A 13,106-nucleotide genomic window follows, 5' to 3' on the forward strand; every position below is an offset into this window, starting at 1 on the left:
CTACACACTCAACACCATTCCCTGTATCAGGCTGCTTAAGCAGTCTTTTACTCTACATACTTCAAAAAAAAAGAGAGCTTAGCTCCCTTTTCTCGCCTTATAAAATACCCCTTTTTCAGCATAGAGATATTCATCAGCTAATGTAATTTTCCCATCCAGTTTCAGTTCATCTAATAATCTTGATAAATAAAATTGATGTAACATCTTTTTCGTGAATTTTCCTTCATGATGCGAAACGATATGTTCTTGAATATCTAACAATGATATTGGCTTATCTTGCTCTATCATATATTCATAAACTGTACTACGCAGTTTGACGTATTTTTCGAGTGTCACAGTACTTCGCAACCCCTTTCTTCTTAATATAAATTTTCGTAATCGGTTTTTTTGCAATAAAAAAACCTCTCCGATAAGAAGAAGTTACGTATATATCTTCGTCTTATCTCCCAGAACAAATTTGTTCTGCTGGAATTAGCACCTGCATCGCGGTTGCTGGGTTTCATCGGGCCAGTCCCTCCACCTCTCTGGATAAGAAAATATTCACTTAATTCTTACTATACGTAATTTCATTTTAATTGTCAAACAAATATAACGAATTATATTTTCTTCTTTACTGCTCATACTATACATATATGAGTATGCAAGGAGGATTATGAAATGCATCAAAATGCTCGCGGATATGTACAAGATTCTTTTCAATCGTTACAAGAAGCAAAACATTGTTTAGAAGAAGCACTACAGACTGTTGAAAAAGATTTTAATCGCGCTCGTATTGAGCAATCTCTTTATGCGATCGAACAAGCTATTCAACGCTGCGATTACACCGTTCACATTTTAGAACAAGAGTGAAAAAACTTCCCATCATAAGGTGGGAAGTTTTTTCAAATGGCATACTTCATAATTATTGCCGTTATAATTAAAAAATATACAGAAAAATGCTCCTTACAATATGTAAGAAGCATGAAAGAGGCAAACGAATATGTAAGTCGCGACCCTACCTTATATGAGTATGCTTTTCTATACCATGTTATGCTTATCCAATATGCCATATTTCTTTTTAAATCTTGTAAGAATCGTAATCCAAGACGTACTAAATAGTAGTAAGAACACAACATTTGAAATTGCATGGCTCAAATCAAAATAAAAACTTGCGATATAATACGAAATGACTGTTTCCCACGTTGCCTCTCGTATAAAACCGAGAAGCCCCCAGAAATTCATAATCCAGCCAAATAAAAATCCAACAAACAATCCGTATAGAAGTCTTCCCCATAACTTTTTCATTAAAAATGTATTCCGCAATAATCCAGCTATAAAACCCATCATACCCCATGAAAACATTTGCCACGGCGTCCACGGACCTTGTCCTAAAAAAATGTTAGATACGATAGCCGCTGTTGCACCAATCATAAAACCAGTTTCACTTCCGAACACCATTGCAGAAACAATAATGACAAAAGAAGTCGGTTGTACACTTGGTAAAATAGAAAATGGTACACGGCTCACTGCTGCAATTGCTGCTAACACAGCAACGAGAACAATTTCACGTGAAACAAACGCCTTCCTTTCAAAACGGATATAGAAAGGTAACATAATAACAACTAATAAAAACAAACTACTTAACATGTAATAACCGTCCATGATAAGTGTAGTAAAAAGTAATGTGCCTATTATCACTGCAAAAATGCATACTATGAATGCAACATATCGTTTGGACACGCTTCGTACACATCCTCCCACGTTAATGCATATGGCAATTCTTTTCGAATAAATCGATTGATAGAGGTTGTATAAAAGAAGTTGCCACTAAAAAATTCTTTCGGTGCATCATTCATAATGACTGCTCCATCAAATAACATCATGCATTGATCCACGTATTTCGCTGCAAACTCAATATCATGCGTTGCCATTACAATTGTTGTCCCTTCTTTTTGCAGTTTCCTAAATAACTCTCCTACCCTTTCTTTCTTCCACGGATCTAGTCCTTTTGTCGGTTCATCCAGTAATAATAAAGTCGGCTTTGACAATAACGTCGTACATAATGCAAGTAATTGTTGCTCTCCCCCGCTACAATCATGCGGATGGCGTTCTTTAAGTGCATATAGCCAAAACTTTTTAAGCTGCTGTTCTGCTATTTCTTTTCCTTGTTCTCCGTATAATTCACGCGCTCGTTCATACACCTCGTCCCACACTGTATCAAATGTAAAATGATAATACGGATGCTGCGATACATACCCGATCCTTTTAAATCGTTCTTTCGAATCAATTTTATGTATCACTTTCCCATTCCACTTTACTTTCCCTCTTCTCGCTTTTTGTAACCCTGCTAAAATCGTTAACAGTGTAGACTTACCTGTCCCATTCTTTCCAACGAGAGCTACCCATTTTCCTTTTTCAATCGATACTGTTAAATCTCGTAAAATAAGCGGACTACTCTTTTCATATTGGAACGAAATATGCTCTGCACTTAAAATGACTTCTTGCTTTTCCCTTCGTACTATTGGCTCATTTACATATGATATCGCTGAAAAATCATTCATTTTCATTTGTGCTTCTCGCACTGTAAATGGTATATCTTTCGCATTCCACTCTAAAAACAATCTTGGAATTTGCGGAATAAATGGACGAAATCCTTCTACTTCCCACATGTTCGCTATAACCCTTTTCGGACTACCATCATACACGATTCGGCCGTTATTCATACAAATAACGCGCGTAGCAAGTGGTATTACCTCATCTAAACGATGTTCACTTAAAACGATCGTAATGCCAAGTTCTTCATTAATACGCTTTAACAACCCTAAAAACTCTTTCGCAGCAATTGGATCTAACTGCGCAGTTGGTTCATCTAATAATAGTAACTTCGGCTGCATAACTAATACCGCAGCTAAATTGACAAGTTGCTTCTGCCCGCCAGATAACGTATGAACAGATTGGTGCAATAAATCTTGGAATCCTAAGAAGCTAATAAGCTCGGCTATTCGTTTTTGAATAATGTGAGATGGTAATCCGATATTTTCTAAAGAAAATGCTAATTCTTGAATGACCGTATCCATTACGAGCTGATTTTCTGGATTTTGAAATACCATGCCAATTTCTTGGGCAGATAACAAGTCCGGTACATTTTCTAATAAAGTACCATCATAATATGTATCCCCAGTACGCTTACCAATTGGAAGTAATTCCTTTTTAAAATGTTTTAATAAAGTCGTCTTCCCGGATCCTGATCCTCCAGCAAGTGCAATAAACTCTCCTTTTTGAACAGAAAGAGAAATATGCTGCAACGCTTTTTCGTGTTCATCAGCATATACAAATGATAAATTGTTTATTTCTGCATGCGCCACCATATCCATTCCCTTCCTTCCATTATAATTGGTAAACTAATAAACATCGTAAATACAACAAACATCATCCCATCGTATTGCTGAAATAAAATAGATTCGACTTTCGGATAAATGATTAACTTTCCCCCGCCATACGTACTACATATAATAGCAGCTATAAATAGAATACTTAAATAACTGAGCGTGTACCAATCGCGTCTTTCCATTCTATACCGAATATATGTCGTACGTTTCGTTACACCAAATCCACGAGCTTGCATAGAATCTGCCGTTTGTAATGCATCTTCTAATGAACAAATTAATAATACTTGCAATAATTGCATACCATTTTTCATGCGTTCAACAATGGAACCTGCATCTACTTGTACACCTTTCGTTTTTTGGACGAGTGTTATTTTCTGTAATCGCCTTATAAACAAAGGAACAAATCTCACTGTAATCATCGTTAACAATGCTACTTTCGGTGAAATTCGAGAAAACAAATATAAAAATTTATGACTTGAAATAATATCATTATACGAAGCAAACGTAAACATAATCGCAACTAATAATAACCCCATTACTACCCCATACATAATCGCCTCAAGCTTAATACGGCTATCACCTAACCAAAATAACGTAGTTCGGCCCCTATGCGTTAATAACGAATTAAATAAAATGATCATAATAAAGAAAACGATTGTGCCCGGTAACATCTTTCTTATCTTGTCGCTATTCCCTTGCATCACATTGATTATAACGATTAATAGAATTGCTCCAATTAAAAAAAGAGGATGAAGACACATCATACATAGTATCATCACCCCGATATAATAGAAAAAATTCACAAAAGGATGTAAAGAAGAAAAACTTATTTTCATAGTCCTTTACCGAATGCCTTTCTTATTTTAATACAAACACCCACTCGATTGTATCGCCTGGTTTTACTGTAACTACACCTGCACTATGGTTTGGAAACACACCGTTCACACGATATTTCCAGCCACTAGTAGCGGTAATATCTTTTTCATATAAATCATTAATCCCTTTTACATAAATACCGTCTTTAGAGCCCATCGCATCAACATCTAAACCTGTACGCTGCAATACTTTATAAACAGTATCGCCTTCTTGTACATCCACCTTTTTTGCCCCTAATAAATATCCTTCATTACCTTTTACTGAGATGGTAACTTGTTTTGCTTTAGGTATTGGTACTGGATCTGGTTTTGGTTTTGGTGGTTCAGGAGTTGGTACTTGCGGAGTCGGTATCGTTTTCTCCTCTTTATTCGGATCAACCTTCTGCTCCTGCTTCGGTGTTTCTTTCGGTTGATTTACAACCTTCGCTTCTTCTTTTACTTCTGGTGCTTTCGGTTGTTGCTCTTGTTGTTTCTCTTGTTGTTTCTCTTCTTGTGCTTTTTGTTGTTCTGGTTGTTTATTAACAGCAGTCTGTTCCTGAGGTTTTTCTTCCTTCTTTACTTCCGGTTGTGCCTGTGGCTTTTCTTCTTTTGGCTTCTCTTCTACTTTTTGTTCTTGTTTCTCTTTTTGCTCTTCTTGCTTATTTTGCTCTTGTTCAGCTTGTTTTTCCTCCGGTTTTTCTTCCGGCTTCGCTTCATCTTTTTTCTCTTCTTGTTTTGCTACTTCTTCTTGCTTCGGTTCTACTTTCTTCTCAGGCTTTACAGCTGCCTCTTCACATCCGGCAAGTAGTCCGAGTGAAAGCAATAAAGAAATAAACCACTTCATCTTACTCATGTTGTCTCTCACCTTTCATAATAAAGTGAAACTTTAATAAGTGGGGGGCTTTTCCACCCCCCACTTATTATTAGTTGAACCAATCGGGCTTTTACGGGCAGTTAATCTCCACCTAACTTCCTTGCACTCGCTAACTTTTGAGGTGGGGATCTTACTGCCCGTTAATGCGGGATAAAATTAGGAGCAAATGATTGCTCCTAATTTTTGTTAAGCTGCTTTACGTCTCCATAATACATATGCAGAAGCAATACATAATACACCCATACCTATTTCTGTCGCTGCACTATGAGAAGATGCTCCTGTTTTTGGTAGTGTGCTACCATTTCCGGATTTTTTATGTTTAACCGGTTCGTTATCAACAACAACTTTTAAATTGTCATCTTTTGTTTCTTGTTGCACTTGTTTTTGTTCTTCTGGTTGTTCAGTAACTTCTTTTTCTACTACAACATTTTCTGAATCTACATTTGGTTTCTTATCGATTTCAATAACAGATTCCGTTGACCAGTCATAAATCGATTTTCCAAGGTCTTTAAACTGAAGTAAAGCTAATAATGCTTGCTCTGTTGCCATTCCGCTACCGGTTTGATCGCCTGGTAACCATTTAAATTCACCATTTGGAAGTTGATATGACAATAGATTTTGCACTGCCTTATGAAGACGGTTTTGATCTACATCTTTCACAAGGGATAATCCAATAATAGCTTGCGCAGCACTATTAGAATTCTCTTGTCCATCAGCAGAGAAACCGCCATTTTCTAGTTGTTCATTATATAAGTATGCGACAGCCTTTTGCACTGCTGGTTTCACATCTGCTCGGTCTTGATAAGGAGCTAATGCTGATAAAACCATACCTGTTACATCAACGCTACTAGCACTATCTTTACTGCTTGCGCTATCATAAGTCCAGCCGCCATCTGTATGTTGCGCGTTTAAAAGTGCATCTACTAAAGCAACTCGATTCCATTTTGAATCTACTGGAATTTCATATTTTTTCGTATCAAATGCAAGTAAAGCAAATGTATAACCTGTAACAGAATTCACTTTATCTGATTCGTACAATTTTTGAACTAAATTATGTTCGCCTACCATTTTTGGGTCTGCATTCATTGCATTCATCATAATAATCGTTCTAGCTAAATCTGTCGCTGAAAAACGGTTAATGCGCTTTTCTACTTTTTCAGTTACAGCCTTAACATAATTTAATTTCGCCTCAATTGGAACATTCTTTCCCGAACGAGAAAGGCCTAAAGCTACCCAATCGCTTTCAATTCCATCTTGTAACATCTTTTCAGATGTTTTAGAGATTGCGTCATTTACTTGTGCTGCTGGAACTTGAATGTTTTCTTGCTTTGGTTGTTCTGGTTTTTCTTGTTTTGGATCATCCGTCTTCGGTTCTTCTGGCTTTTCTTGTTTTGGATTATCCGTTTTTGGTTCTTCTGGCTTTTCTTGTTTTGGATCATCCGTCTTTGGTTCTTCTGGCTTTTCTTGTTTCGGATCATCTGTTTTTGGTTCTTCTGGTTTTTCTGGTTTTGGATCATCTGTCTTTGGCTCTTCTACCGTTTTACAAGTACCAAATTTATCTAATGTTTGTTGTAATGTTTCTTGGCTCATATTGCTCCAGTCTGAAACAAAGCGGAAAACAACAACATCTCCAGATTTTAATTTATAACTATCCGCTCCAACTTCTGCAGATTTATCATTTACATCATACAGCCAGCCACTTGTAGCCCCGGCTATTAGCCCATCAATGCCTTTTACATACGTTCCAAACGACATCGTTTCAGCTTCTACTTTGTCCCCCATGACTTTTTGCAGCAAGCTTAACGCTGTTTCCCCATCTTTAATTTGCTCTTCTTTCGGACATAACATAATGCCCTTTTGTGATTCACCAACAATTGCAAGTTTTGCTGTATTTCCTTCAGCAAACGTAATATGTACTGTATTCGCAAAAGAAACACATACAAGTGTAACTGCCATTAACGACGTAAGCAGCCATTTTTTTAACATTGCCATCCCAAAATTTCCTCCCTTACTACTATTCACACAAAAAAAGGCCCTTCAAGGGCGTGCAATTGACACTCTTTTTTTGTAAGTGTCGAACAAACTGTGCAACACCTCCTACCCGCATCATTCGCGGCTATATTTGTATAGGAAAAATAATTTTGTTCATGAACGTATCATTGTGATAACATTCACTTTTCTAGGCAAAACTGACTTCCATTTAAGTTATCGCAAAACGATAAACCTATACATTCTGTAAATTATAAATTTCTGTATTATTTTACTATTGACATAGAATTTTGTCCATGCTTTATCGGATTTATTTTCTAAGAATAGTAACTTACTAACCTTTAACGATGCAAACTTTTTTCACTAATAATGACGCCATCTTCATCCGCATACACATAATCATTTGGCTTCCATTCTACTCCTCCAAATTGCAATGAAATATTTCGTTCTCCTTTCCCTTCTTTTACACTTCTATTCGGCATTGTTCCTAACGCTAAAATACCTATATTAACATTCTTTAGTTCACTAGAATCACGAACATATCCATTCACAATAATTCCTGCTAGCTTTCTTTCTTCTGCAATAGCTGCCAAATTATCACCGAGTAACGCACAATTCGTAGACGCGCCGCCATCAACAACTAATACCGTTCCTTCTGGTAATGTTTGCAATCCTTCCTTCACTAGTACATTATCATCCTTCACTTTTACCGTTGCAATTTTCCCGTGAAATTGTTCTTTCTTCCCAAAAGACCGAAAAGATTGGCGGCATATTTGCAATTCCTTTTCAAACTCATCACATAGATCCGTAGTTTTCCACATCTTTTTCCCTCTTTTCCTTTTACTTTCTATTTAACATATTCTTGGATTATTTTCGTTTCCCTGTCTAATGTTGCAATAATTTGTATGTGCGGGAAAAGGACAGAAAAACTATTGCCTTAAGAAGCCACCTTTATTATAATCTTTTTACAGATAAATTTCAGAATATTGAAAATTAACCAAGTGAAAAAAGGAGGGGTTTTATGCAATTACAAACTGAAGTAAAAAAACAGCCTAGTAAACGAAAGTTTAAAATGCCTGACGCGTACGTACTATTATTTTTTATTGCTCTGCTTTGTGCAATAGCTACGTATTTCGTTCCTGCAGGAGAATTTAAAAGAGTTACAAATGGGACTGTTACAACGACAATACCAGGAAGTTACCATTCTGTTCCGCAATCACCGGTAGGGTTTGTTTCTTTTTTTACCGCTATTGAAAAAGGAATGACACTTGCTGCTCCTATCATCTTCTTAATTTTATTTACAGGCGGTGCCATTGCGATTCTTGAAAAAACCGGTGCTCTTGACGGTTTAATCTATCATGTTATTAACAAATTTCGTAACCAGCAATTACTTTTTATATGCATTGTCGCCGCACTCTTTTCTATTCTCGGAACGACTGGTATTATCGTTAACTCGGTTATCGGCTTTATCCCCATCGGCATCATCGTTGCACGCACATTAAAATGGGACGCTATCGTCGGCGTAGCAATTATTTATTTAGGGACTTATGCTGGTTTTAATGCTACTATATTATCTCCTTCACCTTTAGGCATTTCACAAAAAATTGCGGAACTCCCAATGTTTTCAGGAATTGGTTTACGCACAGCAATTTATCTCTCTTTTTTACTTGCTACCATTCTATATATTAATTGGTACGTAAAACGCTTAAAAAAATCGAATAAAGGAAGCATACTCGGAGATAACTGGTTTCCAAGTAATGCTCTTTCAAGTGGAAAAGAAGCGCAGAAAACAGAAGTTCCTTGGACAATACGTCATAAATTAATTTTACTCGTTTCAGCTTTATCATTAATTGCATTTTTAATTGGCGCTTTTCGTCTACATTGGACAGACGCAGAAATGACTGCTACTTTTATTTTCATAGCAATTACAGCCGGAATAATAGGTGGCATGAAAGCAAACGATATCGCTTCTACTTTTCTAGCAGGCTGCCAAAATCTCATATACGGTGCTTTGATCGTCGGAATGGCTCGTTGTATTTCAGTCATTTTGGAGCAAGGGAAATTACTTGATACAATCGTTAACCAACTCGCACAGTCTCTCGAAGGACAAAGCCCAGTATTTGGCGTTATCGGTATGTATGTAAGTAGTGCCGCATTACATTTCCTCATTTCATCCGGGACAGGTGAATCTGTGATTTTCATTCCGATATTAGCTCCATTAGCTGATTTCATGCACATTACACGCCAAGTTACAGTACAAGCTGTTATGCTCGGCGAAGGTGTAGTGAACTGCCTCAATCCAACTTCCGGTGTTTTAATGGGCGTTCTCGCAGCGAGCGGCATTTCTTACGGAAAATGGATTCGATTTATGGCTCCTCTTGCACTCATTTGGTTTATTATTGGACTTATTTTTCTTATTGTTGGGGTTAATATTGAGTGGGGACCGTATTAAAAACTATGACACTCTCTCCTTATTATTTCACCGTTATCTTATAGTAATGATAAAAAGGATTGATCATAATAATCAATCCTTTTCACTTTCATCTCTCAAAACTAAATTTCTGCATCTAATAAATTGTGCTCGTAGTCAAAAGAAGCATGGATTCTATGTCCTCCAAATAAATCTCCATCATTATATTCACAATATATATCATTTTCTCTCATTACAATGTCCATAAGCGTAATAGACTTCTCAAATGTTTCTTTCGTTATATCATACTCCCCTGCGTCTACAGCCTCCCAATTTAAATGTTCATCATTCTCATCATATTCAGGCCAAAAATCATTTTTATACTCTATTAATTCTTCCGCTATAGCGACCTTAGCATTTTTATCAAATTCCTCTAAGCATATATAAAGCTTTTCTGCTCTTTTTATCATTTCATATACGTGTACATGCTCATTTCTAACATCCAATTCCCAATGTACTTTTCCTTCGTTTTGTTCATATGTATGAAAAGTTTCATTAAAGATAAACATTCCAATTCATTCACTTTTTATTGATTTTTCCATAATTTCATTTCCTTTCTATTCCCAAAAAAGAAACGGCTATATTTTAAGTAGTTATAGCCGTTGACTTTCATATTATATAAAACCCGCATTATGGAGAAAGTAAAACTTTAATTGGATTGCAGTGAAGTATCCTATACTTCACCCCTCTGCCGATAAAACAGCAAATTCCTCCCGTTTGGAGAGAGTCAATCCTTATTTTGTTTTTCTAACAATTGAATAATCCTATCTAACTTTTGCTCAACTGGATTTTGCTTTTTGCGATTACTAGTATGCAAAATTATACGTATAATTCCACCCAACAATACACCGATAATCAATGCAGTAATAGCGTAATAAATACTGGTTCCTAAAAACATTATTCAGACCCCTTTTTCCTTATTATACCATTAAGAAGAAGTGATATGTTGTGTACTTTCGGTTGTATATGTTATTCGTAATAAGTTAACATAATGTCTCATTGATGTTAATTTCCATACCTATTATTAACCGACAACAATCCGTCTTTTACAGGCAGTTACTCTCCTTTCCATCTCCCTCATATTCACTTAATGTTGATACAGGGATCTTATGCAAGATAAAATTCGTACTTATCCAATTCATAATTATTTCTTCCAGCATCGGATGAAGTGGCTTTCCCGCCCCTTCTTCATAATTCTTTTTAAACTCTAAAACCTTGAAATCCCCCTCAAAACTTTTCAAACTATGATCCATATTTTTTATTACATGTACTTCAGAATCCCCTTGCACATAATCACCGATTCTCTTCGCTTTTTCAGGATTCGCCTGAAAGTCTTTATCACCAGCAATTGCTAGTACTGGACATGTTACTTGTTGTAAGTCTTTATAAATGTCATGCTGAAAATGCTCTCTAAACCATTTTGCGTTCATCGGTTTAAAACCCACTTTAATCGTATCTTTTTCTGTGTTCATCATTTTCTCTTTTATTTTTTCCATCTGCTTCTCTCCACGTTTCTCCACATCGAGAAGGCGCATTAGTTTTCCCTTTATTCCTTTTTGTTCTTTTAATTCTTTATAAGCAATCTCTCTTTGTCTTTTCGTAGCTTCTTCTAACGATTCCGCAGCTCCTGTAAGAAGTATGAGTCCATTTACTAGTGTTCTTGCGTTTACTACAGTTGCCAACATACACCCTTCACTATGACCAGCTAAAATGATATTTTCTGGATCAACAAATGGTTGTTCTTTTAAATACGTAATCGTAGCCTCTATATCATTAACTAAATCCCACATTCCAGTCTTTAGAAATTCTCCGTCACTCTTTCCTACTCCGCGCTTATCAAAACGAAGCGTCACTACTCCAAGCTTCGCCATTACATGTGCTAAATCTTTATATATGTTCGACTCAAGCTTTAGCGGTAATATCGTTCCATCACGATCAATTTCTCCAGATCCAGCAATAATGATAACCGCCGCATACTTCCCGCCAGCTTTCGGTTTAGTGAGTGTACCTTGCAACGTAAATTCACTATTTATCGCTACTTCATATTCATCGAAGGTCATTATATTAGTCCTCCTTCTATTCAGTTATATCTAATTTGAATTTCAAACTCGTTATTATATTTTTGAACTCTCTTTCATCTTTCATCGGAGTGAAAACTGGATTCTCTGCAATACTTTGTAACATGCTTCGCTTTATAATCTCTTCATTTCTAACTGTTTTAGCGCCGAGTGGAAATTCTGCAAACCATCCATCAATCGCATCAAAATAAGAATCTCCATGTAAATGTAGACTATTTACTGTGAAGCTTGCCGCACAAACTGCTACATATTTACGTAACATTTCTAATGCCTTTTCAAAATTCCCTTGCATACAATATACTTGTGCAGCAGCATAGTATACTTTTAAAGTCATATTGGGATGCAATGTTTCTATTTCATATATATCTATTAACATAAAAGCTCTATTTAAAATCACCTCTACTTTTTCAACGTTTGAGGCATTTACTACTACGTAATTTGGTATTGTCGCAACGAGTTGTATTAAATGTTGGTACATACTAATTTGCATTATTTCATTTGCCTTTTCAGCATTTCCAAGCATTTGATACGCTTGTGCGATTAGATCTTCCTCTGGAACGTTAGGACGTATCGTTCCGCCAAGTAATTGCAATACTTCATTCGGTTTATTGAGTATAAGATAGCAAGTTGCTTGAAACGATACCGCCTCTTTCACAAGAGAAACATCATCACTTTCTTCCTGAACCCTGCTAAAGAGATTCATTGCTTCTTCTAACATTTCAATTCTTTTATCCGTATCCTCTGTTAACATATGGTGATTAATAAAAAGTAGTCCCATTTGAAGTAATAACGGAAAACAAGAATAATATTTTTTAATTATTTCTCTGCACTCCACCATTACTTCATCAAACGGTTTTTCACTAAAAGCTTCCGCTAGTCTATGATATAAATCCCTAATATCTTCTGGTTCCATTTGCGGTGTATAACAGATTAGTTCATCTATACTTATATTAAAGTACGATGCTAACAGTGGTAAAAATGTAATATCCGGATAACTCTGCCCTGTCTCCCATTTGGAAACAGATGCCTTCGTAATACCGATATACGCCGCTAACTCTTCCTGTGTAATTCCCTTTTCTTTTCTCTTATCCGCAATTATTTTATGAATGTTTATCTCCTTCACACCATCACCTCATACTTTTATTATATGCTTTTATTTCACACAAAATATGGATTTGAAGTCGACTTTCGTTAACAAAATCAACTGTTAGGAAACATGTCTCTAAAATCAAAGAGTCTGTCCCAAAAGGTGCTTTTTAGCCAAAATCTAATAAAAAGCGAAAGGCAGAAACGCTGATTTTATAACGTTTCTGCCTTTTCAATTTCATGTGATCTTACTTCGAAAGAGACTTATGAGACAGCCTCTTTTTATTGTGGGGTACCGATACATAGCCACCTAGCTAAGATTTTGAAGTACTTCAAAATCAAAAATCTCATCTCATCTCATCACAGTTTTCTATGGGAATCCAGTGA

The 13,106-nt window shown here is 36.2% G+C and carries 13 protein-coding genes and 1 riboswitch; of the genes, 2 read left to right on the plus strand and 11 right to left on the minus strand.

Annotated elements, in window-relative coordinates:
* Positions 1-78 precede the first annotated feature (78 nt).
* A complete protein-coding gene (locus PDK19_RS21320) occupies positions 79-336 on the minus strand; it encodes a hypothetical protein (protein WP_000171475.1) in 258 nt (85 codons plus the stop codon).
* Between the two features lie 100 nt (positions 337-436).
* A riboswitch (SAM riboswitch) is annotated at positions 437-535 on the minus strand.
* Positions 536-657: 122 nt separating this feature from the next.
* Here PDK19_RS21320 and PDK19_RS21325 point away from each other — a divergent pair.
* On the plus strand, positions 658-849 hold the full coding sequence (locus tag PDK19_RS21325; protein WP_000554030.1) for a hypothetical protein: 192 nt from the start codon (positions 658-660) through the stop codon (positions 847-849).
* A gap of 168 nt (positions 850-1,017) precedes the next feature.
* Here PDK19_RS21325 and PDK19_RS21330 read toward each other — a convergent pair whose 3' ends face one another.
* The 6 genes from PDK19_RS21330 to rraA all read right to left on the minus strand — a co-directional run bounded on the left by PDK19_RS21330 (position 1,018) and on the right by rraA (position 7,906).
* Entirely contained in the window at positions 1,018-1,719 is a 702-nt protein-coding gene (locus PDK19_RS21330; RefSeq protein WP_074615431.1) for an ECF transporter S component, read from the minus strand.
* Entirely contained in the window at positions 1,692-3,353 is a 1,662-nt protein-coding gene (locus PDK19_RS21335) for an ABC transporter ATP-binding protein (RefSeq protein WP_049111177.1), read from the minus strand. The genes PDK19_RS21330 and PDK19_RS21335 overlap by 28 nt, the downstream gene beginning before the upstream one ends.
* Positions 3,326-4,204, minus strand: a complete 879-nt coding sequence (locus PDK19_RS21340) for an energy-coupling factor transporter transmembrane component T (RefSeq protein ID WP_074615432.1) — start codon at positions 4,202-4,204, stop codon at positions 3,326-3,328. The genes PDK19_RS21335 and PDK19_RS21340 overlap by 28 nt, the downstream gene beginning before the upstream one ends.
* A 22-nt stretch (positions 4,205-4,226) precedes the next feature.
* A complete protein-coding gene (locus tag PDK19_RS21345; protein WP_000041433.1) occupies positions 4,227-5,075 on the minus strand; it encodes a DUF4430 domain-containing protein in 849 nt (282 codons plus the stop codon).
* A 207-nt stretch (positions 5,076-5,282) separates the two neighbouring features.
* A complete protein-coding gene (locus tag PDK19_RS21350) occupies positions 5,283-7,088 on the minus strand; it encodes a DUF4430 domain-containing protein (protein ID WP_074615434.1) in 1,806 nt (601 codons plus the stop codon).
* A 338-nt stretch (positions 7,089-7,426) separates the two neighbouring features.
* A complete protein-coding gene (gene rraA, locus PDK19_RS21355; RefSeq protein WP_000266043.1) occupies positions 7,427-7,906 on the minus strand; it encodes a ribonuclease E activity regulator RraA in 480 nt (159 codons plus the stop codon).
* 200 nt (positions 7,907-8,106) lie between these two features.
* Between rraA and PDK19_RS21360 the strand changes: the two genes are divergently transcribed.
* Positions 8,107-9,537: a YfcC family protein gene (locus PDK19_RS21360; protein ID WP_001176958.1), complete on the plus strand. Its 1,431-nt coding sequence runs from the start codon at positions 8,107-8,109 to the stop codon at positions 9,535-9,537.
* 101 nt (positions 9,538-9,638) lie between these two features.
* Here the strand turns inward: PDK19_RS21360 and PDK19_RS21365 are convergent, their stop codons facing one another.
* From PDK19_RS21365 to PDK19_RS21380, 4 genes are all read right to left on the minus strand, one after another.
* A complete protein-coding gene (locus PDK19_RS21365) occupies positions 9,639-10,064 on the minus strand; it encodes a DUF2262 domain-containing protein (protein WP_049111173.1) in 426 nt (141 codons plus the stop codon).
* 218 nt (positions 10,065-10,282) lie between these two features.
* On the minus strand, positions 10,283-10,453 hold the full coding sequence (locus PDK19_RS21370) for a DUF4083 family protein (RefSeq protein ID WP_000478432.1): 171 nt from the start codon (positions 10,451-10,453) through the stop codon (positions 10,283-10,285).
* Between the two features lie 148 nt (positions 10,454-10,601).
* Positions 10,602-11,615, minus strand: a complete 1,014-nt coding sequence (locus tag PDK19_RS21375) for an alpha/beta hydrolase family protein (RefSeq protein WP_074615435.1) — start codon at positions 11,613-11,615, stop codon at positions 10,602-10,604.
* A 16-nt stretch (positions 11,616-11,631) separates the two neighbouring features.
* The gene (locus PDK19_RS21380; RefSeq protein WP_074568146.1) at positions 11,632-12,756 is read right to left on the minus strand and encodes a helix-turn-helix domain-containing protein; all 1,125 of its coding nucleotides are present in this window, start codon (positions 12,754-12,756) and stop codon (positions 11,632-11,634) included.
* Between the last annotated feature and the right edge of the window lie 350 nt (positions 12,757-13,106).

Source organism: Bacillus cereus group sp. BcHK124, from assembly GCF_027712065.1.
Taxonomy (GTDB): domain Bacteria; phylum Bacillota; class Bacilli; order Bacillales; family Bacillaceae_G; genus Bacillus_A; species Bacillus_A pacificus.

What these genes read in the sequence shown, in the direction of transcription:
- PDK19_RS21325 (WP_000554030.1), top strand. Translation starts at nt 658, where the DNA reads ATGCATCAAAATGCTCGCGGATATGTACAAGATTCTTTTCAATCGTTA.
- PDK19_RS21335 (WP_049111177.1), bottom strand. Translation starts at nt 3,353, where the DNA reads ATGGATATGGTGGCGCATGCAGAAATAAACAATTTATCATTTGTATAT.
- PDK19_RS21340 (WP_074615432.1), bottom strand. Translation starts at nt 4,204, where the DNA reads ATGAAAATAAGTTTTTCTTCTTTACATCCTTTTGTGAATTTTTTCTAT.
- PDK19_RS21345 (WP_000041433.1), bottom strand. Translation starts at nt 5,075, where the DNA reads ATGAGTAAGATGAAGTGGTTTATTTCTTTATTGCTTTCACTCGGACTA.
- PDK19_RS21350 (WP_074615434.1), bottom strand. Translation starts at nt 7,088, where the DNA reads ATGGCAATGTTAAAAAAATGGCTGCTTACGTCGTTAATGGCAGTTACA.
- rraA (WP_000266043.1), bottom strand. Translation starts at nt 7,906, where the DNA reads ATGTGGAAAACTACGGATCTATGTGATGAGTTTGAAAAGGAATTGCAA.
- PDK19_RS21360 (WP_001176958.1), top strand. Translation starts at nt 8,107, where the DNA reads ATGCAATTACAAACTGAAGTAAAAAAACAGCCTAGTAAACGAAAGTTT.
- PDK19_RS21365 (WP_049111173.1), bottom strand. Translation starts at nt 10,064, where the DNA reads ATGTTTATCTTTAATGAAACTTTTCATACATATGAACAAAACGAAGGA.
- PDK19_RS21370 (WP_000478432.1), bottom strand. Translation starts at nt 10,453, where the DNA reads ATGTTTTTAGGAACCAGTATTTATTACGCTATTACTGCATTGATTATC.
- PDK19_RS21375 (WP_074615435.1), bottom strand. Translation starts at nt 11,615, where the DNA reads ATGACCTTCGATGAATATGAAGTAGCGATAAATAGTGAATTTACGTTG.